This is a genomic window from Erwinia wuhanensis (assembly GCF_030484085.1).
Classification (GTDB): Bacteria; Pseudomonadota; Gammaproteobacteria; order Enterobacterales; family Enterobacteriaceae; genus Erwinia; species Erwinia aeris.
In genome coordinates this window covers 137,775-156,065 of the sequence record NZ_JAUJUH010000004.1, presented here as the reverse complement: position 1 = coordinate 156,065, position 18,291 = coordinate 137,775, and the positions used below count along the sequence as shown (strand labels likewise).

General features: G+C 57.7%; 20 protein-coding genes and 3 tRNA genes. 10 read left to right on the top strand and 13 right to left on the bottom strand.

Translation table 11 applies throughout. The features are described 5' to 3' along the window. Both QZH36_RS11225 and QZH36_RS11220 read left to right on the top strand, forming a co-directional pair. The coding region (locus QZH36_RS11225) for a hypothetical protein (RefSeq protein WP_301730230.1) at nucleotides 1-271 on the top strand (271 nt) is incomplete at its 5' end. Between the two features lie 44 nt (nucleotides 272-315). Beyond that, nucleotides 316-1,215, top strand: a complete 900-nt coding sequence (locus QZH36_RS11220; RefSeq protein WP_301253145.1) for an AraC family transcriptional regulator — start codon at nucleotides 316-318, stop codon at nucleotides 1,213-1,215. Here QZH36_RS11220 and QZH36_RS11215 read toward each other — a convergent pair. Both QZH36_RS11215 and QZH36_RS11210 read right to left on the bottom strand, forming a co-directional pair. Next, a complete protein-coding gene (locus tag QZH36_RS11215) occupies nucleotides 1,209-1,943 on the bottom strand; it encodes an SDR family oxidoreductase (protein WP_301730229.1) in 735 nt (244 codons plus the stop codon). The two genes, QZH36_RS11220 and QZH36_RS11215, sit on opposite strands and share 7 nt — an antisense overlap. A 118-nt stretch (nucleotides 1,944-2,061) precedes the next feature. Beyond that, nucleotides 2,062-2,628, bottom strand: a complete 567-nt coding sequence (locus QZH36_RS11210; protein WP_301253075.1) for a histidine phosphatase family protein — start codon at nucleotides 2,626-2,628, stop codon at nucleotides 2,062-2,064. A gap of 561 nt (nucleotides 2,629-3,189) precedes the next feature. Between QZH36_RS11210 and QZH36_RS11205 the strand changes: the two genes are divergently transcribed. Genes QZH36_RS11205 through QZH36_RS11195 form a run of 3 tightly spaced genes read left to right on the top strand, consistent with a single transcriptional unit; the run spans nucleotide 3,190 to nucleotide 6,622 of the window. After that, complete coding sequence (locus tag QZH36_RS11205; protein WP_253455562.1) at nucleotides 3,190-4,566, top strand: MFS transporter; 1,377 nt, start codon at nucleotides 3,190-3,192, stop codon at nucleotides 4,564-4,566. A gap of 47 nt (nucleotides 4,567-4,613) precedes the next feature. Next, entirely contained in the window at nucleotides 4,614-5,645 is a 1,032-nt protein-coding gene (locus tag QZH36_RS11200) for a LacI family DNA-binding transcriptional regulator (RefSeq protein WP_301730228.1), read from the top strand. After that, entirely contained in the window at nucleotides 5,645-6,622 is a 978-nt protein-coding gene (locus QZH36_RS11195) for a nucleoside hydrolase (protein WP_301730226.1), read from the top strand. Before QZH36_RS11200 ends, QZH36_RS11195 begins: the two co-directional genes overlap by 1 nt. Before the next feature lie 6 nt (nucleotides 6,623-6,628). On the opposite strand, the gene QZH36_RS11190 is transcribed toward QZH36_RS11195, so the two are convergent. From QZH36_RS11190 to QZH36_RS11175, 4 genes are all read right to left on the bottom strand, one after another. Then, a complete protein-coding gene (locus QZH36_RS11190) occupies nucleotides 6,629-6,955 on the bottom strand; it encodes a HigA family addiction module antitoxin (RefSeq protein ID WP_253455553.1) in 327 nt (108 codons plus the stop codon). A gap of 24 nt (nucleotides 6,956-6,979) precedes the next feature. After that, a complete protein-coding gene (locus QZH36_RS11185) occupies nucleotides 6,980-7,288 on the bottom strand; it encodes a type II toxin-antitoxin system RelE/ParE family toxin (protein ID WP_253455550.1) in 309 nt (102 codons plus the stop codon). A gap of 89 nt (nucleotides 7,289-7,377) precedes the next feature. Beyond that, nucleotides 7,378-8,790, bottom strand: a complete 1,413-nt coding sequence (locus tag QZH36_RS11180) for a PepSY-associated TM helix domain-containing protein (protein WP_301730225.1) — start codon at nucleotides 8,788-8,790, stop codon at nucleotides 7,378-7,380. A 74-nt stretch (nucleotides 8,791-8,864) separates the two neighbouring features. Next, on the bottom strand, nucleotides 8,865-9,341 hold the full coding sequence (locus tag QZH36_RS11175; protein WP_301730224.1) for a DUF2946 domain-containing protein: 477 nt from the start codon (nucleotides 9,339-9,341) through the stop codon (nucleotides 8,865-8,867). 207 nt (nucleotides 9,342-9,548) lie between these two features. Here QZH36_RS11175 and QZH36_RS11170 point away from each other — a divergent pair, with 207 nt between their 5' ends. Beyond that, nucleotides 9,549-10,757, top strand: coding sequence for an MFS transporter (locus QZH36_RS11170; protein ID WP_253455542.1), 1,209 nt, complete (start codon nucleotides 9,549-9,551; stop codon nucleotides 10,755-10,757). 7 nt (nucleotides 10,758-10,764) lie between these two features. Here the strand turns inward: QZH36_RS11170 and QZH36_RS11165 are convergent, their stop codons facing one another. The 3 genes from QZH36_RS11165 to QZH36_RS11155 all read right to left on the bottom strand — a co-directional run bounded on the left by QZH36_RS11165 (nucleotide 10,765) and on the right by QZH36_RS11155 (nucleotide 13,644). Then, nucleotides 10,765-11,232: a YbaK/EbsC family protein gene (locus tag QZH36_RS11165; RefSeq protein ID WP_253455539.1), complete on the bottom strand. Its 468-nt coding sequence runs from the start codon at nucleotides 11,230-11,232 to the stop codon at nucleotides 10,765-10,767. Between the two features lie 100 nt (nucleotides 11,233-11,332). After that, nucleotides 11,333-12,127 carry a siderophore-iron reductase FhuF gene (gene fhuF, locus QZH36_RS11160; RefSeq protein WP_301253067.1) on the bottom strand — a complete coding sequence of 265 codons (795 nt, stop codon included), beginning with the start codon at nucleotides 12,125-12,127 and terminating at the stop codon, nucleotides 11,333-11,335. Between the two features lie 431 nt (nucleotides 12,128-12,558). Beyond that, nucleotides 12,559-13,644, bottom strand: a complete 1,086-nt coding sequence (locus tag QZH36_RS11155; RefSeq protein WP_301730223.1) for a GGDEF domain-containing protein — start codon at nucleotides 13,642-13,644, stop codon at nucleotides 12,559-12,561. 240 nt (nucleotides 13,645-13,884) lie between these two features. Between QZH36_RS11155 and QZH36_RS11150 the strand changes: the two genes are divergently transcribed. Further along, on the top strand, nucleotides 13,885-14,175 hold the full coding sequence (locus QZH36_RS11150) for a DUF1435 domain-containing protein (RefSeq protein WP_301730366.1): 291 nt from the start codon (nucleotides 13,885-13,887) through the stop codon (nucleotides 14,173-14,175). Nucleotides 14,176-14,576: 401 nt separating this feature from the next. Here the strand turns inward: QZH36_RS11150 and QZH36_RS11145 are convergent. From QZH36_RS11145 to rsmC, 4 genes are all read right to left on the bottom strand, one after another. Beyond that, nucleotides 14,577-14,663: transfer RNA gene (locus QZH36_RS11145), tRNA-Leu, on the bottom strand. Between the two features lie 33 nt (nucleotides 14,664-14,696). After that, nucleotides 14,697-14,783, bottom strand: a tRNA-Leu gene (locus QZH36_RS11140). A 33-nt stretch (nucleotides 14,784-14,816) separates the two neighbouring features. After that, nucleotides 14,817-14,903, bottom strand: a tRNA-Leu gene (locus QZH36_RS11135). Between the two features lie 245 nt (nucleotides 14,904-15,148). Continuing rightward, complete coding sequence (gene rsmC, locus QZH36_RS11130) at nucleotides 15,149-16,183, bottom strand: 16S rRNA (guanine(1207)-N(2))-methyltransferase RsmC (RefSeq protein ID WP_301730222.1); 1,035 nt, start codon at nucleotides 16,181-16,183, stop codon at nucleotides 15,149-15,151. A 106-nt stretch (nucleotides 16,184-16,289) separates the two neighbouring features. Between rsmC and QZH36_RS11125 the strand changes: the two genes are divergently transcribed. Genes QZH36_RS11125 through yjjG form a run of 3 tightly spaced genes read left to right on the top strand, consistent with a single transcriptional unit; the run spans nucleotide 16,290 to nucleotide 17,802 of the window. After that, complete coding sequence (locus QZH36_RS11125) at nucleotides 16,290-16,709, top strand: DNA polymerase III subunit psi (protein ID WP_301730221.1); 420 nt, start codon at nucleotides 16,290-16,292, stop codon at nucleotides 16,707-16,709. Next, a complete protein-coding gene (gene rimI, locus QZH36_RS11120) occupies nucleotides 16,672-17,112 on the top strand; it encodes a ribosomal protein S18-alanine N-acetyltransferase (protein ID WP_253455529.1) in 441 nt (146 codons plus the stop codon). The genes QZH36_RS11125 and rimI overlap by 38 nt, the downstream gene beginning before the upstream one ends. A gap of 9 nt (nucleotides 17,113-17,121) precedes the next feature. Beyond that, a complete protein-coding gene (gene yjjG / locus QZH36_RS11115; RefSeq protein ID WP_301253430.1) occupies nucleotides 17,122-17,802 on the top strand; it encodes a pyrimidine 5'-nucleotidase in 681 nt (226 codons plus the stop codon). The last annotated feature ends 489 nt before the right edge of the window (nucleotides 17,803-18,291 follow it).

Sequence of the window (18,291 nt, the reverse complement as noted above, 5' to 3'; positions counted from 1 at the left end):
CCTGCCGCCTGCCGCCTGCCACCTGCCACCTGCCACCTGCCACCTGCCACCTGCCACCTGCCACCTGCCACCTGCCACCTGCCGCCTGCCGCCTGCCGCCTGCCGCCTGCCGCCTGCCGCCTGCCACCAGCATCCTGCGCCTGGCTATTCCATTCTCTTCTCTGAATCGGGTTGTTTTTGGTTCAGCAACCTGGCTAATCTGTTCTTTATCCTGTCCGGCAAGCCGTCAACAAAAGCGCGGGCCGTTATGTTCATCCCTTACAGAGACTGACCGTGGCCGATAATCTTTCCTCATCTGAACGCCGTCGGCTAAAAATGGCGGCCTTAATAACCCGGCTGGCGCCAGGCAATGGTTACACTCAATCGGCTTTGGAAGAAGTGCGGCTGCTGCGTTCTGATGTGCCGCTGGAGAGAACGCCGGTGCTGTATGAGCCTTCCATCGTTATCGTCTGCCAGGGACGCAAGCGGGGTTTCCTGGGCGACAACGTTTATATCTACGATGCTCAGCAGTTTCTGGTGGTGGCCGTGCCGTTGCCTTTTATCAGCCAGACAGAGGCCTCAAAGGAAGAACCGATGCTGGCCGTGGCGCTGCGCCTGGATTTACAGGTGCTCGCGGATTTGCTGGTTACGCTGCAACTGCCCTTTGCGGCGGAGGTGGAGCCGGTAAGTATGCTGTCCACGCCGCTTGATGAGCGTCTGGGAGACAGCGTGTTACGCCTGCTTGAAGCGTTGCAGTCGCCGCAGGAGACTCAGGTTCTTGCGCCAGGGCTGCTGCGTGAAATTTACTATCGTGTACTGGTCAGCGAGCAGGGCGCTGCGCTGCGGGCCGCATTAACAAATCAGGGATACTTTGCGCAAATCGCGCGCGCGTTACAGATAATGCAAACCCGCTATCAGCAGCATATGGAAGTAGCCGACCTGGCACGTGAAGTGGGAATGAGCAGCGCGAATTTCCATGCGCGATTTAAGGCCGTCACGCAAAGTTCGCCAATGCAGTATCTCAAGTCTTTGCGCCTGCATCAGGCCAGGCTGTTAATGGTGCGACAGGGATTTTCTGCCGTCGCGGCTTCGGCAGAGACGGGCTATGAAAGCCCGTCGCAGTTCAGCCGGGAGTTTAAGCGCTTTTTTGGCCGAAGCCCGCAGCAGGAGGCGCAGTATATGCAGGAAATATTACGGCTGGCGCCGGCTTGTAGCCTGGCCGGGTCATATCAGTAAGGACTGGCGGTAGGGCGGATCACCAGCTCGCTGACATCCACTTCATCAGGCTGAGCAATAACCCAGGCGATAGCACGGGCGACAGCGTCGGCATCAAGCGCCACGCGCCGAAACGTTTTCATCGCCTCACGAGCGGATGCGTCACTGATCGTCTCCGCCAGTTCAGACGTCACCACGCCAGGGGAAACAACCGTCACCCGTAATTTATCCGTTTCCTGCCGCAGTCCGTCGGAGATCGCCCGTACGGCGAATTTCGTCGCGCAATAAACCGCAGCGGTAGGGGAAACGCTCAAACCGCCAATGGAAGAAATATTGATAATATGGCCGTGCTGCTGCTGTTCCATTACCGGTTGGGCCGCGGCGATGCCGTGCAGGACGCCACGGATATTCACGTCGATCATCTGATTCCACTCATCCACCTTGCGCGCCGACAGGGGCGAAAGCCGCATCACGCCAGCGTTATTAATCATGACGTCCAGCCCGCCAAAATGCTGCTGCGCCGCAGCGACAAAAGCTTCAACTTGTTCCGGGCGGGTAACGTCCAGCGCCATTGAATGCGCTTCGCCGCCTGCCTCGCGGATCTCCTCGACCAGCGCTGTCAGGCGATCCACACGTCGGGCGCCCAGCATGACGCGAGCGCCTTTAGCGGCCAGCAAGCGAGCGGTTGCTTCGCCAATACCGCTGCTGGCACCAGTAATAGCAACGATTTTATTTTTCAGTTCAGACACGGAAACCTCCAATAAGAGAACGGCTGAACGGCATCTCCGTCAGCAGTCATCAGCGTAAGCGGGTTGCCGCGCAGGAAAAATAGCCGTGGCTCTTTAAAGCTTGCCCGATCCTCTGAAACTACGCGTCCGCCGGAATAAAAGGCGGATGGTAAATGGCGGTGCTCCAGTGGCGGCTGCTGGCATGCTTCTCGGCCAGCCAGCCCTGTTTACGCAGCTGTCGGGCGATCAGTTTATTCATAATGCCGTGCCCGGCCAGCAGCACGTTGCCGCGTGCCGACAGCGCAATCAGCTTGGCGGCTGCCTGCTGCGCCCGCTGTTCCGCCTGCTGATAAGACTCCACCGTTCCGGCATAGCCACCCAGCCACATCAGGCGCAATGCCAACAGCCAGAAGCCAGGAGGAAGATGGGGATAGCCCAGCCGCATCACGGGCAGGGAAACCTCGCTGAACAGCGGATCGATGTCAGCCGCTTCCAGCCCCAGCTTCTCCAGCGAGGAGCGTGCGCGGGGCAGCGGGCTGGCCACAATATAGTCCGCCGTGGCGGCAACCTGGCGGCATCTGTCCGGCGGCATATCCTCTACCTGCGACATATCGTACGCCTCGCACCACGCTGCCATAGCCAGCGCGGGCAGAGGACCGCCCTGAGGATGATCGGGTTTACCATGGCGCATCAGGATAATAGTCATCGGTTTCCTCAAAGGTAACGTTAAGAACGGCAGCGCGCTGAGAAACCCGGGCCTGCCGATCGTTAACCTGTCATCCGACTGCAATCTGCCAGCGATAGAGTGCAGCCGCTGATGCCAGCGCGAAAAAGCGCAATAATTGTACTTAAGTAAACGCTTTGCATGGTTTTTTGGCAAAAAGCCGCATGCATAAATTTTCACGTAAATTAACTTTATGATTTAAAACAAATTATATCATCTGTTTTTTTAATGAATGTGAAGAAAGGCTAATTTGTTTCGTCAGGTGGCTTGATTTATCTACGCGCGTAGATACAATGGCGGCGCGTTGAAAATTCACGGTGACGAGGCTTGTTTGTCCAGTGAAGGTCAAATTTACTTTACGTTTTAAACGACTGATACCTTAAATCAGCGGACGCAAAGTAAACAAAACGAAGTCCAACACCAGGGAACCCGTTACTGACCTTTAATCATGGCTCAGCAAAAGCACGTCCTCACTGGCGGATCGCCCACGTAGCAGGTAGCCAGGGAAGGCGATACAGACCTCCTCATATCAGGGAATTTTTCATGTTGACACAAAGCACCCGGCAGGACGCTGTTTCCGCAGCGGATGCGCGTCTGACCACGCCGGAAGGGCGTAAGGATTTCTGGCGGGCGACCTTCTCCTGCTGGCTCGGTACCGCGATGGAATATGCGGACTTCGCGCTTTACGGCCTGGCGGCCGGCATCATTTTCGGCGACGTATTCTTCCCCAACGCTACGCCCACCATGGCGCTGCTGTCGAGCTTTGCCACCTGGTCAGTCGGCTTTATTGCCCGTCCCATCGGCGCACTCTTTTTTGGCTGGCTGGGCGATCGCAAAGGCCGCAAGATAGTGATGGTCACCACCATCATCCTGATGGGCCTCTCTACCACCCTTATTGGCCTCATTCCCGGCTATGCCACTATCGGCTTCTGGGCGCCGGTCTGCCTGGTGATTTTACGCTTTACCCAGGGGTTTGGCGCCGGGGCGGAACTCTCCGGCGGCACGGTGATGCTGGGAGAATATGCGCCAGCCAAAAAGCGTGGTCTGGTCTCCTCGATTATCGCGCTGGGATCGAACAGCGGTACGCTGATCGCTTCGCTGGTCTGGCTGGCCGTGGTGCAGATGGATCAGGCGCAGCTGCAGGCGTGGGGCTGGCGCATTCCCTTTCTGTGCAGCTCGCTGATTGCGCTGCTGGCGCTGTGGATCCGTCGTCACCTGAAAGAAACGCCGGTGTTCGAGCGTAAAAACGCAGAGATGCAGGCGGCACGCGAAGGCAAGCTGGTGATGTATCAGCCCGCCGCCGACCGCAGTTTCTGGCAGCGCAGCCGCTCGTTTCTGGTGATGCTGGGCCTGCGCATCGGCGAAAACGGCCCCTCCTATCTGGCGCAGGGCTTTATGATCGGCTACGTGGTGAAGGTGCTGGCGGTGGATAAATCGGTGGCGACCTCGGCGGTATTTATCGCCTCGCTGCTGGGATTCCTGATTATTCCTTTTGCGGGCTGGCTCTCTGACCGGTTTGGTCGCCGTATCGTCTACCGCTGGTTTTGCCTGCTGCTGATCCTCTACGCTTTTCCGGCTTTTATGCTGCTGGACTCCCGCGAACCGGCTGTCGTGATGGCGGTGATCGTCACGGGCATGGGATTAGCCTCGCTGGGGATTTACGGCGTGCAGGCGGCCTGGGGCGTAGAGCTGTTTGGCGTAAAACACCGCTACACTAAAATGGCGACCGCCAAAGAGCTGGGGTCTATCCTCTCCGGCGGCACGGCACCGCTGGTTGCGGCGGCGCTGCTATCCTGGACCGGCCACTGGTGGGCGATCGCCAGCTATTTTGCCGTGATGGCGGCTATCGGATTTCTGACCACCTTTGTGGCGCCGGAAACCCGGGGTCGCGATCTTAACGCGCCGGAAGATGCCATCTGATATAACGCGGGCGGGTTGCGCCGCCCGTCAGGAAAAGAGGTGCCACGTTGGCGAGACAAAGTTCTGAGAGGGCGACGCGTGCCGATGTAGCCAGAGAAGCCGGTACCTCCGTCGCGGTGGTCAGCTATGTGATCAATAACGGGCCGAGGCCGGTGGCGGAAGCGACACGGCTGCGCGTGCTGGAGGCGGTGCGGAAAACCGGCTATCGCCCTAACAGCCTGGCCAGAGCGCTGGCGCTGGGCACGACCAAAACCTACGGGCTGGTGGTGCCGGATATCGGCAACGCGTTTATCGCCTCTTTCGCGCACGCCCTGCAACAGGAAGCGTTGAGCAACGGCATGGTGATGCTGCTGGGCGACGCGGGCAACAGCCGCCAGCGCGAGCTGGAGCTGATCAACAATCTGCTCAGCCAGCAGGTTGACGGCCTGTTTTACAACAGCGTCGATCGTCATCCCTATATCGATATTATCCAGGCCAGCGGTACGCCGCTGGTGATGCTCGATCGCGTCGATCCGGCGCTGAACGTCAATATTCTCCGCGTGGACGAGCGCGAGGCGGCACATCAGGTCACCACGCATTTGCTCAGCCACGGCTACCAGCAGGTTGGCATAATCAGCGGCCCGCCGGAGATGTATAACGCGCAGGATCGTCTGGCAGGCTGGCGACAGGCGCTGGCGGATTTCGGCATCCCGGCACGGCCCGAGTGGATTTTCCCGGCAGCCTACACGCGCGAGGGCGGCTACCTGGCAACAAAGAAAATGCTGCGCGGCGGCGCGCTTCCCCGTGCGCTGTTTGCCTCTAACGAGCTACAGGCTATCGGCTGCATGCGGGCGCTGGCAGAGCAGCGACTCCGCGTGCCGCAGGATATGGCGCTGGTCTGTTTTAACGGGACGGAGCAGTCGGCTTTTCATGTGCCTTCCCTGACGACGGTACGCCAGCCGGTGGATGCGATGGCGAAAAAAGCGCTGGCGATGCTGGCCGCGCCGCAAAGCGAGGTGCAGCTAAGCGAGTTTTCACACCAGCTGCAGATTGGAGAATCCTGCGGCTGTGGCCCTGTTTCCGCTGCGGTGCAGAACTAATGAAAAGAGTAATAATCGACTGCGATCCGGGCAACGGCGTGGTCGGCGCGAACGTGGACGATGGCCTGGCGCTGGCTTTGGCGATCGGCTCGCCCGGCATCTCGCTGGAGATGATCACTATCGTGGCGGGCAATACGCCGAGCCAGACGGGTTTTAACGTGGCAAAGGCGCTGTTAGCCAGGCTTGAGCTGGACGTGCCGGTCTATAAAGGCGCCGACAGGGCGTTAGCGGAGCCGCCGCAACCCTGGCGCGAGGCGCTGGATAACCGCGTCTGGCATACGCAGCTGGCGCACTTTTGGCAGAATGTTCGTCCGCCCCGCGCTTATCAGGCGCCGGAGGAAGAGGCCGCCGATGCGATGGGACGGCTGATTTGCGCTAATCCCGGCAAAATCACGCTGGTGGCGATTGGGCCGCTGACCAACGTCGCGCTGGCGCTGGAGCGCTATCCGCAAATGGCGGAAGCCGTGCAGGAAATCGCCATTATGGGCGGCGTGTTTGCGCTGGACGACTTTATCAAAGACACCAATTTTGGTCTGGATCCTGAAGCGGCGCGACGGGTGCTGACCTGCGGCGCCTGTATTACGCTGGTGCCGATGGACGTCACTACCCGCACGATGCTGACCCATGCCGATCTGCAACGGATAACCGCGCCTGATACGCCGCTGGCGAGATTCGTTGGTGAAACGCTGCGGCCCTGGCTCGACTATTCCATGCAAACCCGCAGGCTGCCGGGCTGCTGGATCCATGATGCGCTGGTGATGGCATGGCTGATCGATCAGCGCGTCGCCACGGCGGCGGATTATTATGTCGATGTAGAGCTGCGGCCGGGCATGACGCGTGGAAAATCCTGGCGCTATCGTCTGCCGCTACGGGTCGATACGGCCGTGGGCGAGCTGACCGGCGGGCTGGCGCACGTGCTGCAAACGGTGGATAACGCCAGGCTGCTGGCGATGCTGGAGCAGGCGTTGGCAGGGTAGGGGCGTTCAGGCCGCCCCTCTGTGCGCCAGGAAATCGGCCACGGAAACCACGCGGCTCAGTTCTTCCTGGGTGCGGGCATCGTTCTCTATCTCCCAGATATCAAGGCTGTTCTGAATGTTTAACCAGAACGCGATACTGGTATCAAAGACGGCGGCAAGCCTGAACGCCATATCGGGCGTCAGCTTACGGTTGTTATTCACCAGCGCGCTAACTGAATTGCGATGTACGTTGAGCATCTCTGCTAAATCATTGATTTTCAGATCTAAAGGCTCCAGGTACTCGTACAGCAAAATATCTCCGACGCTGGTGGGTTTGCGTGTAGCCTGTTTCATTAGTTTCTCCAAATCAACGTTGCGCTAACGGTATGTTTTATAACGATGTGGATCCAGATACAGATCGACCGCTTTGCCATCGAGCCACTTAAATATAAGTCTGTACCGTTCGTTAACCCGCAGCGAAGAGTAGCCTTTTAGCGGCGGCCTCAATTCTTCATATCTGTTGCCCGGCGGCGATCGTAAGTCTTTACAGGTGACGGCCGCATTAATCATATCCAGTTTGCGCGCCAGGGCTGACTGAATATCAGCCGGGATAAGACGGTGCGACTTGTTATACAGGAAAAAATCCTCCAACCATTTGTCCCGAAAACTGTCGATATTTCTCAGCATTTTTGCCACCTCCGTGTGACGCCTGGCCAATACTTTATTGCACAACTGCACTGTGCGCAAGTGCAGGTGTGCCTGACGCAAACGGCGCGCTAGCTTTTTGCCCGCTGCCAGCGTAGCGCGTCAATCAGCAGCAGCAGCAGCAGGCTGACGCCCATCACCGGCAGGCTGACCGCCAGCGTCGCGATGCAGACCAGCAGCAAAAAACGCGCGCTCAGGCCGAGTCGCCGCCAGTGATAGATCAGCGTTTCCGCCGGATGGCAGCCCCGGGCAGCGGCAGGGCGCCGCAGCCACCACAGACGATAGCCGAGCACAATCATTATGCAGAGTCCCAGCCCAAACGCTGCCAGGAGCAGCTGGTTCGGCAGGCCAAACAGTACGCCCATATGTGCATCCACGCCCCAGCGGGTCAGCTTTGCCAGCAGGCCGAATTGCGCAAAGGTCACTTTGTCCATCACGCGAAAGCTGGCCGGATCCACCGCGACGCTGTCCACCTTCGTCGGCCAGCGGCGGTCGATCTCGCTGACGATCCAGGCCTTGTCGGCTTTCGTGGTCGGCCGGATTTCTATTTTCTCTGCCCGGATCCCCGCAGCGCGCGCGGCCTGCACCACGCCGTCAAACTGCGCTGGCGTCATCGCCACGGCGGCCGCTTTCGGCATGGCCATGCCCGGCATGTCGTGATGCGCGGATGAGGTCATATGGTGTCCGGCGTGTTCGTCCATCGGGCTGGGTTTATCGGGCAGCAGCGAGGTATTGACGGCAGGCGTCATCCAGCCGAAATGGGCGCGCAGGGCGGAAATATTATCGCCCGCCCAGCGCGACCAGGTCAGGCCGGTGGCGGAGAAGAACAGCAGACCGAGCAGCAGGATCACGCCCAGCGTGCTGTGCCAGTAGCGCTGACGCAGGATCGGCTGACCGCGTCCTTTGGCGTGCTGCTTTGGTCGACCGGCAGCCCAAAGCAGCACGCCGCCAAGCGCAGCGACCCACAGCCAGCTGGCGGCCAGCTCGCTGTAGTTTCTGCCGAGGTCGCCCAGCAGCAGATTACGATGCAGATAGTCCAGCCAGGTGCGCAGCGGCAGCACGCCGCTGGTGCCGTAAACCGGCAGCATGCCGCGGATCTCCAGCGTGGCGGGATCGACAAAAACGGCCGTGCTTTCAGAAGGGCCGGAAGTCGGTGTGGTGAACATCACGCGCGTGGTCTCGCCCGGCGCAGGCGCGGGACGCACGGCGGCGATCGGCAGATCGGCACCGACAAAATCCTGCGCCACGCGCACCTGGTCGGCGAGTGGCCTGGCCGGTTCCGCGTTATCGGTAAACAGCTGGTGGCTATAGAGCGCATTTTCCAGCTGCGGCGTCAGCACATAGATCGTGCCGGTCAGGGCGGCGATAAAAATAAAAGGCGCGATAAACAGCCCGATATAAAAATGCAGGCGACGCAGCAGCGGCAGCAGCGCGCCGTGAGTGGTGGCGGCGCGCAAAGGCTGCGCCAGGCTTTTTTCTGACATAGGAATTCCATCCGCCTGAATCCAGGCATAAGCAGGTGACTGTCGCAAAAGCGACGCTTTTTTAGCGGGACGGCTTAGCGGCGCGGCGGCGCGCGGGGATGGAAAAAGTGGGGAACGAAGCGGGCGACAACGGGCCTGAACAGCGGCAGCGCGGGCAGTCTGGCAGCCTGCAGCGACGACCAGAGCGGCGGCAGCCGGGTAAGATCGAGCGGCAGATGGGCCAGCAACACGCAGTAACCGCAGGCGCTGTCGTCCATTACAGAAAGGGGAGGTCCGCCTTTGGCGCGACCGTTATCTTCCGCTACTGTGGCGCTCTCGCCAGGCATCGCGGACGCGTCGTCGTGTGCCAACCCGGCGTGGCCGATCATGGCGGCATCGGCCATCATCGCCTCATCCATCGCCATGCCCGGCATCATCATGCTGTGCCACGCAGGCGACGCCACCAGCGATTTAGAAATCACCGGCGCGATAAACAGCAGCATGACGGCAAGCAGGCCAAGCCAGGCGGCAAGGCAACTACGCCGCATTTTAATCAGCGAAAGGTTTGGCATATCCTCAACGGCAACGGCGCCAGCGAATAAACGGTGGCCAGTGTAGCAAATTCACTCACCTCTGTTGTGAAAAGGTTGCTTACAACCTGAATTAAAGGCTGACAACTGCTTCGGCCTTTAGCAACTTCTTACATGCTATAAACAAATAGTTAACATTTGCGCCGCCTTCCCTGGCGGATTTTGCCGTCTGCAAGACAGGAACTTCATATGCTTGACTGGACTTCTACCCAGCGCAACGTGGCCTTCGCCAGTTTTGCCAGCTGGATGCTGGATGCGTTTGACTTTTTTATTCTGGTTTTCGTGCTGAGCGATATCGCGGCGAATTTTCACGTTGGGGTGGCGGAAGTGTCGCTGGCGATCATGCTGACGCTGGCGGTGCGGCCGATCGGCGCGCTGCTGTTTGGCCGTCTGGCAGAAACCTATGGCCGCCGCCCGATCCTGATGAGCAATATCCTGCTTTTCTCGCTGTTTGAGCTGCTCTCCGCCTGGTCGCCTACGCTTACCACCTTCCTGATTTTGCGCGTGATTTACGGCATTGCGATGGGCGGCGTCTGGGGCGTAGCCTCGTCGCTGGCGATGGAAACCATTCCCGATCGCTCCCGAGGGCTGATGTCCGGCATTTTTCAGGCGGGCTATCCGGCAGGCTATCTGCTGGCCTCGATTATTTTTGGGCTTTGCTATGCGTCTGTCGGCTGGCGCGGCATGTTCCTGATTGGCGCGATGCCGGTGCTGCTGCTGCCGTTTATCTGGTTTAAGGTGCCGGAATCGCCGGTCTGGCTGGCCGCCAGAGCGCAGAAAGAGAGCGTGGCGCTGCTGCCGGTGGTGCGTAAGCACTGGAAGCTGTGCCTCTATCTGGTCGGGCTGATGGCCTGCTTTAACTTTTTCAGCCACGGCACGCAGGATCTCTATCCAACCTTCCTGAAGGTGCAGCACGGCTTCGACCCGCATACCGTCAGCCTGATCGCCATTGCCTACAATATTGCCGCGATGATGGGCGGCGTCTTTTTCGGCTCGCTGTCGGAGAAAATCGGCCGCAAGAAGGCGATCATTATCGCCGCGCTGCTGGCGCTGCCGGTGTTGCCGCTGTGGGCTTTTTCCAGCGGATCGTTCACCATCGGGCTGGGCGCGTTTCTGATGCAGTTTATGGTACAGGGCGCGTGGGGCGTGGTGCCGACCTGGCTGACTGAACTGGTGCCGGCCAATACGCGAGCGATACTGCCGGGCTTCGTTTACCAGCTGGGGAATCTGATAGCGTCGGTCAATGCCACGCTCCAGTCCGGCATTGCCGAAGCGCACGGCAATAATTACGGCCTGGCGATGGCGATAGTGGCCGGAACGGTGGCGGTATTGATTGCGGTTATCGTCGCCTTTGGCAGGGAAACGCAGGGCAAAGTCATCACCCGCCAGGAAAACTAAAACGGCTTCAGCCCGGCGGCTGGCAGACGTCTACCCAGGTGGCGTCGGTCAGCTCCGCCAGCAGCTGGGGAGAAATACGCACCGCGCTGTAGATGGAGCCTGCCGCGGGCAGCACTTCGTCATACTGCCGCAGCGACACATCGCACAGCACCTGCAGCGGCGTTTCCAGGCCGAAAGGGCAGACGCCGCCGACGGGATGGCCCGTCCAGCTCACCACCTCATCGGTGCTGAGCATCCGCGCCTTCGCGCCCAGCACCGCTTTCAGCTTGCGGTTATCCAGTCTTAAATCACCACAGGTCACGATCAATATCACCCTGTCTTTTACCTTCAGCGACAGCGTTTTGGCTATCTGCCCCGGCTTGACGTAGTGGGCACGCGCCGCCTGCGCCACCGTGGCGGTACTCTCCGCCAGCTCAATAATGCCGATATCGGGCGCGCGCTCGGCAAAGAACTGCCGTACAGACTCCAGGCTCATGCTCCAGCTCCTTAACGTTCGGGGCGATAAAGCTGCCACAGAGCGGCCCGGCTGTAAACGGGCAGGAAAAAATTGAGACCTTTCGGGGCGGGAAGGGCGGTCAGACGGGCTTGAGCGTGCAGTTGCCGCAGCGCTCTACGTCAGGCAAACGATAGCGCTGGCAGCAGGTGCGGCGCTGCATCTCGCCGTCTCGCGGCAGCATGGTGCGGTAAAAAGGATTGTCGGCGCCATCGGCGAGCGAGCGCGAGAAGAAAAATGCGTGCTCCAGCTCGGCGCGCAGGCTCTCGCCCAGCAATGGCGCCAGCTCGCCCAGGAACCAGTGCACCGCGAAGCCGGTATTGCTCCAGATCAGCTTGCCGTTGATATCGCCGTGCCGTTCAATTCCGTTTACGATCGGGATCAGGCAGCGCTGGATCAGGCGATCCATCCGGCGACGCGGGCTGAGGTAGCGCGCCTCTTCATCTTCCTGCACGTCGATCCAGAAGGCGGCGGGGCGGCCGGTTTCATGAAACTCAACGTGAATATGTTCCGGCGAGCAGTCCAGCGCGCGGTTTTCCAGCAGCAGCGCCATCATCAGCGGCGGCAGGAGCAGACCCAGATACCACTGCGCCCAGAGCGATTGCAGCGGTTTGTTTTCCCTTTCCTGGTCGCCGTGAGCGCGATAAATAAAATCGCCGTAGCGCGCGTTGAGCCGGGCGAACGCCTCCGGCTGCGACCACTGCTCCAGCGTCAAACAGCCGGCAGGCGCCGCTTCGTTCAGCCTGATTGTCTCCAGAAAGTAAGCGCGATGCTCGCTGAACAGCGCACGTAGCGAGCCGGCCAGCGGGCGATGGCTCTGGAGAAAGATAAGCGGAGAAACCGCTGAATCTGGGGCCTGACGACGAAGTGTGCTCATGGGTTATCCGGCATCAATCTAAGTGGGAAAACAAATGATAATCGTTCTTGATTGTATCTGAGGCCTGGCGGACAAACAAGCGCCATTTTTTCCGTCGCCCGGACGCCAAAAAGCACGGTATTTTCTGAATAAAGTAATTTGTATTAATGTCGCAGGCGGGAAAAAATCGTGCGGTAACGATTCCGCAAGTTTTGTCCGGCCATTAATTTGATTTTAGGCTGGCCGGATACAGAAAATAATTACTCAGTATATGAATAATAAAAACTCGTAGCGGAATTTACCTTAAAGACGCATAAAGGAATTCTGAAAAAAAACGTTTCCGGCAGGTTGGCTCTTTTTAATGAATATAAATCAAATAAGACTGGTGCAGGGGAGGGGATATTAAGGCAAATTTATTTCACCGACCCGAATTGTTCAGGCCGGTGAAAGCATTAAAGCGTGTTAGCAGGTTTGTTCAGATCGTGTTGACTAAGCGCTTCCCAGGAAAGAATAGTATTCCGTCCCCGATTTTTCGCCAGATAGAGCGCGCGATCGGCATTGGCGACCGCGCTGTCAAAATCCTCATCGACTATTGGGGCAAAGCCCGCGCTGAGGGTAACGTGTGTGGCGACGCGCTCGTTAAACAGATGCGGGATCTCCAGCTCGTGCACGTACTGACGAATACGCTCCGACAGCTTCATCGCGATGGCGTCGTTAACGTTGGTCAGCAGCACCAGGAACTCCTCGCCGCCGTAGCGCGCCACGATATCGCGGGAACGCACGGCGTCGCGGATGGCGATTGAGACGCGTGCCAGCGCCTGGTCGCCCATCGCGTGCCCATAGTTATCGTTGTAGGCTTTAAAATGATCGATATCCAGCAGCAGAACAAAATGGTTACCTGCATGATTATCAAATATATTTTTCAGCCGGTTCATCAAGCCCCGCCGGTTATACAGGCCGGTTAACGGGTCGAGCATGCTCAGATCGCTCCAGGCTTCTTTCTCTTCGTAGAGCTGGCTGACCAGGCGTCGGGTAAAGCGATCCCGCCGTCTTTGCAGGATATGGTTCAGCGTAAAGCCCACCAGCGGCAGCAGGATAGTGAAGGCGATAATCGCCGTATTCTGGCCGCGATCCAGCACGACCACCGCCACCGAAGGCGGCGCGGTATGCAGACAAAATGCCAGCAGATTATCGTTCAACGCAATGGCCGCGATAAAAAAGGCGCAGAACAGGCTGAGCAGCAAAAAACTGTTATCAAAATAGAAAATTAATTCAAATGTCAGGACAATTTGCCAGGCCCAGAGCAGACCGGTGGTTACCGCCGCGATATTTAATAGCGGAAATTTCCCTCTGGGACGCAAAAATGTCCATAACAATAACAGCCCGCTGAGCAAAGCAATAATCAGCGTGGGCGCGCCGGTTTTTTCTTTTCTGCTGTAAATATAAAATAAAGACGCTGCTGTGTTTAAAAAGAGAAATAGCATCAGCGAAAACCGATATTTGCTGTGAAGCAATTCATTATAGCTTTGTAATTTCATTCTTTTCTACTCATGACTGCCTGAATAGCGCACGGCCTGGCCTGAAAAAAGGACCATGCCGGGAAGAGTCTGCTGTTGTTATTATATGGATTTAATAATAGTAAGGCGCCGACAATTTAACACTTAATAACTCTGGTGTCATCATCGGGCGTAAAGACACGTCAAGAAATCTTGCTGCAAAATGATAGGAGTTCTTATATGCTATTGGGAATCATTATCATTAGTGGCGCGAGCAAAGCGATGCAGACCGCCGCAAAAGCCGCTTGCGGCACAGGGGGAACAGGCTGGATGGCAGGAAACAAACTGGAAAGTGCCTGGGGAGCGCTGCTTCCTTGCGCGATTATGCCGCTGATTACGTTACTGAATCTCTCTTTCAATCAGTGGCGGCTGGTAATGGTGGCCGCGCTACTGGCGACGGTAGTCATGCTTTATCACAAACGGCTGCGCCACTATCTGCTGCTGCCTTCTTGCCTGGCGCTGGCGGGCGGGATGATAGCGATCTCGGTTAATTTCGGCGCGCTGATAAAATAGCGGCCTGCGATAAAGCCAGCAGCGGAATCAGTCATACGCCTGCCGACGCGGCTAGCCAGCACGACGGGGAACCATAGCGGCGGGAGCATAGCAATCCGCTGCGGCAAAGCGTTATGCGGCGGCGAGGCGATCTCGTGAACGATAAAACGTTACGCGGCAGCCTGGCGATGCCGTAGACGACAAATCCCGTGCAGTGACCTGGCGAACCCCTGGAAGATCAAGCCGGGCAGCAGCATGGCGATGTTATAGACGGCAAATTACCGCATAGTCAGCGCGTACGTAAGCATAACGGCAAAGCAGGTATCGGCATCAGAAGCAAAAACAGATATTGAAAGCAGAGATGGTAAAAACAGAAAAGGGGTAATGCGAGAGGATAAAAGCGCAGAAAAGAGCGTTCAACGTGGTGCGAAGAGAGGGACTTGAACCCTCACGTCCGTAAGAACACTAACACCTGAAGCTAGCGCGTCTACCAATTCCGCCACCTTCGCATCGTGTTGAACTTTTTACTCATATCACCGCATTGGTGCGAAGAGAGGGACTTGAACCCTCACGTCCGTAAGAACACTAACACCTGAAGCTAGCGCGTCTACCAATTCCGCCACCTTCGCGCAGATGCTGCGTAATATGAATAACGTGGTTTTTGGTGCGAAGAGAGGGACTTGAACCCTCACGTCCGTAAGGACACTAACACCTGAAGCTAGCGCGTCTACCAATTCCGCCACCTTCGCGTACCGTCAACATAACAACGTTATATTGCAACCACGGAGGCGCATTCTAGAGATTTTCCCCGACACGTCAACAGTTATTTAACGCGGCTGCGGCGATCGCTGCAAAAAGCGTCATCGGGTTGCGGCGGGCAGCGCAATCAGTGCGCAAAAAGCGGCATCTGGCAGAAGAGAGGAAGACGGCAGGCAGCGCGCAAAAAGGAGAAAGGGCCGCGTCCCGCACCGAAAAAGGTGCGGGACGGAGTGGATTAGCGCTTCGCTTTGGCCGCGCGTGACCAGACGGCGCGATAGACTTTAAAGCGGCCCGTCTGCGCCAGCACTTCGTGGCTGCCGAAGGTTTCATCCAGCACCTGCGCATAGGGCAGGAAGGCGTTGGCGACAATACGCAGCTCGCCGCCCATATTCAGATGCTTCGCTGCGCCACGGATCAGCGTCTGTGCCGCGTCCAGGCTGGTCTGCATGCCGTCATGGAACGGTGGGTTGGAAATAATCAGATCGAAACGCCCCTGCACGTCGGAATAGACGTTGCTGGCAAAGACCTCGCCTTCCAGCTCGTTGGCGGCCAGCGTGGCTTTACTCGCTTCTACCGCTGCGGCGTTAACGTCGGTCAGCGTCAGGCGAACCTTCGGCGAGAAGCGCGCCAGCATAGCGGAAAGCACGCCCGCGCCGCAGCCGATATCCAGCACTTTGCCTTTCATATGCGGCGTCAGCGTGGACAGCAGCAGGTTGCTGCCCGCATCCAGGCCGTCGCGGCTGAACACGCCCGGCAGCGTTTTGATGGTCAGATCGCCCAGCTCGTAATCGTTCCAGTACGCCTTAGCGTCAAATTCTGGCTGCGCATCCAGCCGCCCGTGATAAAGTCCGCAACGGCGCGCGCTGTCGATTTTGTTCAGGGTGGCCCAGCCTTCCACGATATCCGTGGCGCTGCGCACGCCGCTGCGGTTTTCGCCGACGATAAACAGCTCGCTGCCGACCGGCAGTAAAGAGAGCAGGTTTTCCAGCTGGAACAGCGCTTCCGGCTTGTTTTTTGGCCAGAAGTAGACCAGCGTGTCGCAATCGGCGACCATTTCCGGCGTCGCCACCAGACCATAAAAGGCATTTTCACCCATCATGCGGCTGAGGATCTGCCAGTGATGATATTGCTGGGTATGTACCCGGCTCAGCGCGGTATCCAGTTGGGCGGGCAGGTCATCCTGCAGATCGCCAGCAAACAGCACGCGGCGTTGAGTAAATTCATCACTGTGGCGCAGTATCACTTCACTGGCCGGGGTAAATGCGGACATCGGTGGCTCCTTACAAATCAGAGCGGCGATTATAGTGGTTTGTTGGCGCAGATTCGATGGGTTTGCTAGCATAGCGTCGCAATTGGGCGACCAGACGGGAAAAATGATGTCTTCCAGACGTGACTGGTTATTACAGCAGATGGGTATTACGCAGTATACGCTGCGGCGTCCGCGCGCCCTGCACGGCGAAGTCTCTATTTCGCTGCCGGAACAGATCCGGCTGATCATCGTGGCGGAAACGCCGCCGCCGTTAACCGATCCGCTGATCCGCGACGTGCTGGCCGCGCTGCTGATGCGCGAGCATGAGGTGATGGCGCTGACGCCGGAGCAGCTGGCTATGCTGCCTGACGACACGCGCTGCCCCAGCTGGTGCCTGGGCCTGGCCGGGCCGGTCGCGATCGACGGCGCTCAACTCGCTTCGCCCGTACTGGCGGAGCTTTACCATAATGCCGACGCCAAACGCGCGCTCTGGCAGCAGATCACCCACTATGAATCCGATTTCTTTACTGACGCCGCAAGATCTTGACCGCGCTTTCGCCATTGAGCAGCGCAGCCACGCTTTTCCCTGGAGTGAAAAAACCTTTGCCAGCAACCAGGGCGAACGCTATCTGAATTACCGGCTGGATGTCGGCACGGAAATGGCGGCCTTCGCTATTACGCAAATCGTGCTGGATGAGGCCACGCTGTTCAACCTCGCGGTCGATCCGGCTTTCCAGCGTCGCGGCCTTGGCCGGACGCTGCTGCAACATCTGATCGGCGAACTGGAACAGCGCGGCGTGCTGACCCTGTGGCTGGAAGTTCGCGCCTCGAATCGGGCTGCCATCGCGCTTTATCAGCAGCTCGATTTCAATGAGGTATCGGTACGCCGCAACTATTACCCCACCGCCGAGGGGAAAGAAGATGCCATTATCATGGCGCTAACTATTTAAGGGTAACGAATGCTTAAAGAGTGGGACTGGATATTGTTTGACGCTGACGACACGCTGTTTCACTTTGATGCGTACGCCGGATTGCAGCGTCTGTTTCAGCAGTATGACGTGGTGTTCTCACCGGATGATTATCAGCAATACCAGTCGGTTAACAAGCCGCTGTGGGTGGAGTATCAGAACGGCGCTATCACTGCGCTTCAGCTACAGCACCAGCGTTTCCAGGGCTGGGCCGACAGGCTGAACGTCACGCCCCTCGATCTCAACAACGGTTTTCTGAGCGCGATGGCCGAGCTTTGCCTGCCGCTGACCGGCGCGGTGAATTTGCTCAACCGCCTGAAGGGAAAAGTGAAGATGGGCATCATCACCAACGGCTTTACCGCCCTGCAACAAACCCGCCTGGAGCGCACCGGATTTCTGGACTATTTCGACCTGCTGGTGATCTCCGAACAGGTCGGCCACGCCAAGCCGCATCCGGCCATCTTCGACCACGCGCTGGAAAAGATGGGCAATCCCTCGCGCGAGCGGGTGATGATGGTAGGCGACAACCCCGATTCCGACATTCTGGGTGGGATGCGCGCCGGGCTGGCGACCTGCTGGCTGAATGCCGATAACCGCCCTTTGCCCGACGGCATAGCGCCAACCTGGCAGGTCGCCACGCTACAGGAACTCGAAGAGATTCTGATTGCTTAAGTTTGGCCTGTGCGCAGTAAAAACCTCTCAATTTTTCTTTAGTCAGCGTAAGTAACTGGGTGGGACGGAAATAATCGTCTCATCCGATACTTTATCTTTTTTATTTTCTCTCCGAAATTACCTTCCTCCCCTGTATTAAAGTTCAGTGCCAGTGCGGACTGTGTCTATATAATATTTGGTTATTTAGATTCTGTTTTTTAGTAACTAAATGCAATTGGAAGATGAAGAAAACATCATCAAAGAGGGGCGCTTTCGGGAAAATGTGCGCCAGAACGGTCAAATTTTGTTTATTTTTTTTACATTAGCAAGGCTAAAGCTTTGCTGGGACGGGGCGTAACGTTGAATAATTGGAAAGACTCTGTAAACTTGCCGAAAAAAGGGGGTATTAATCCCTGGGTTTTATACGGGCAGCCTGCTTCAGCACTGGCCCGTGCGGTAGCTATGGTGGCGCAGAATAATGGACTAATCCATTCATTTATCTGACGTTAT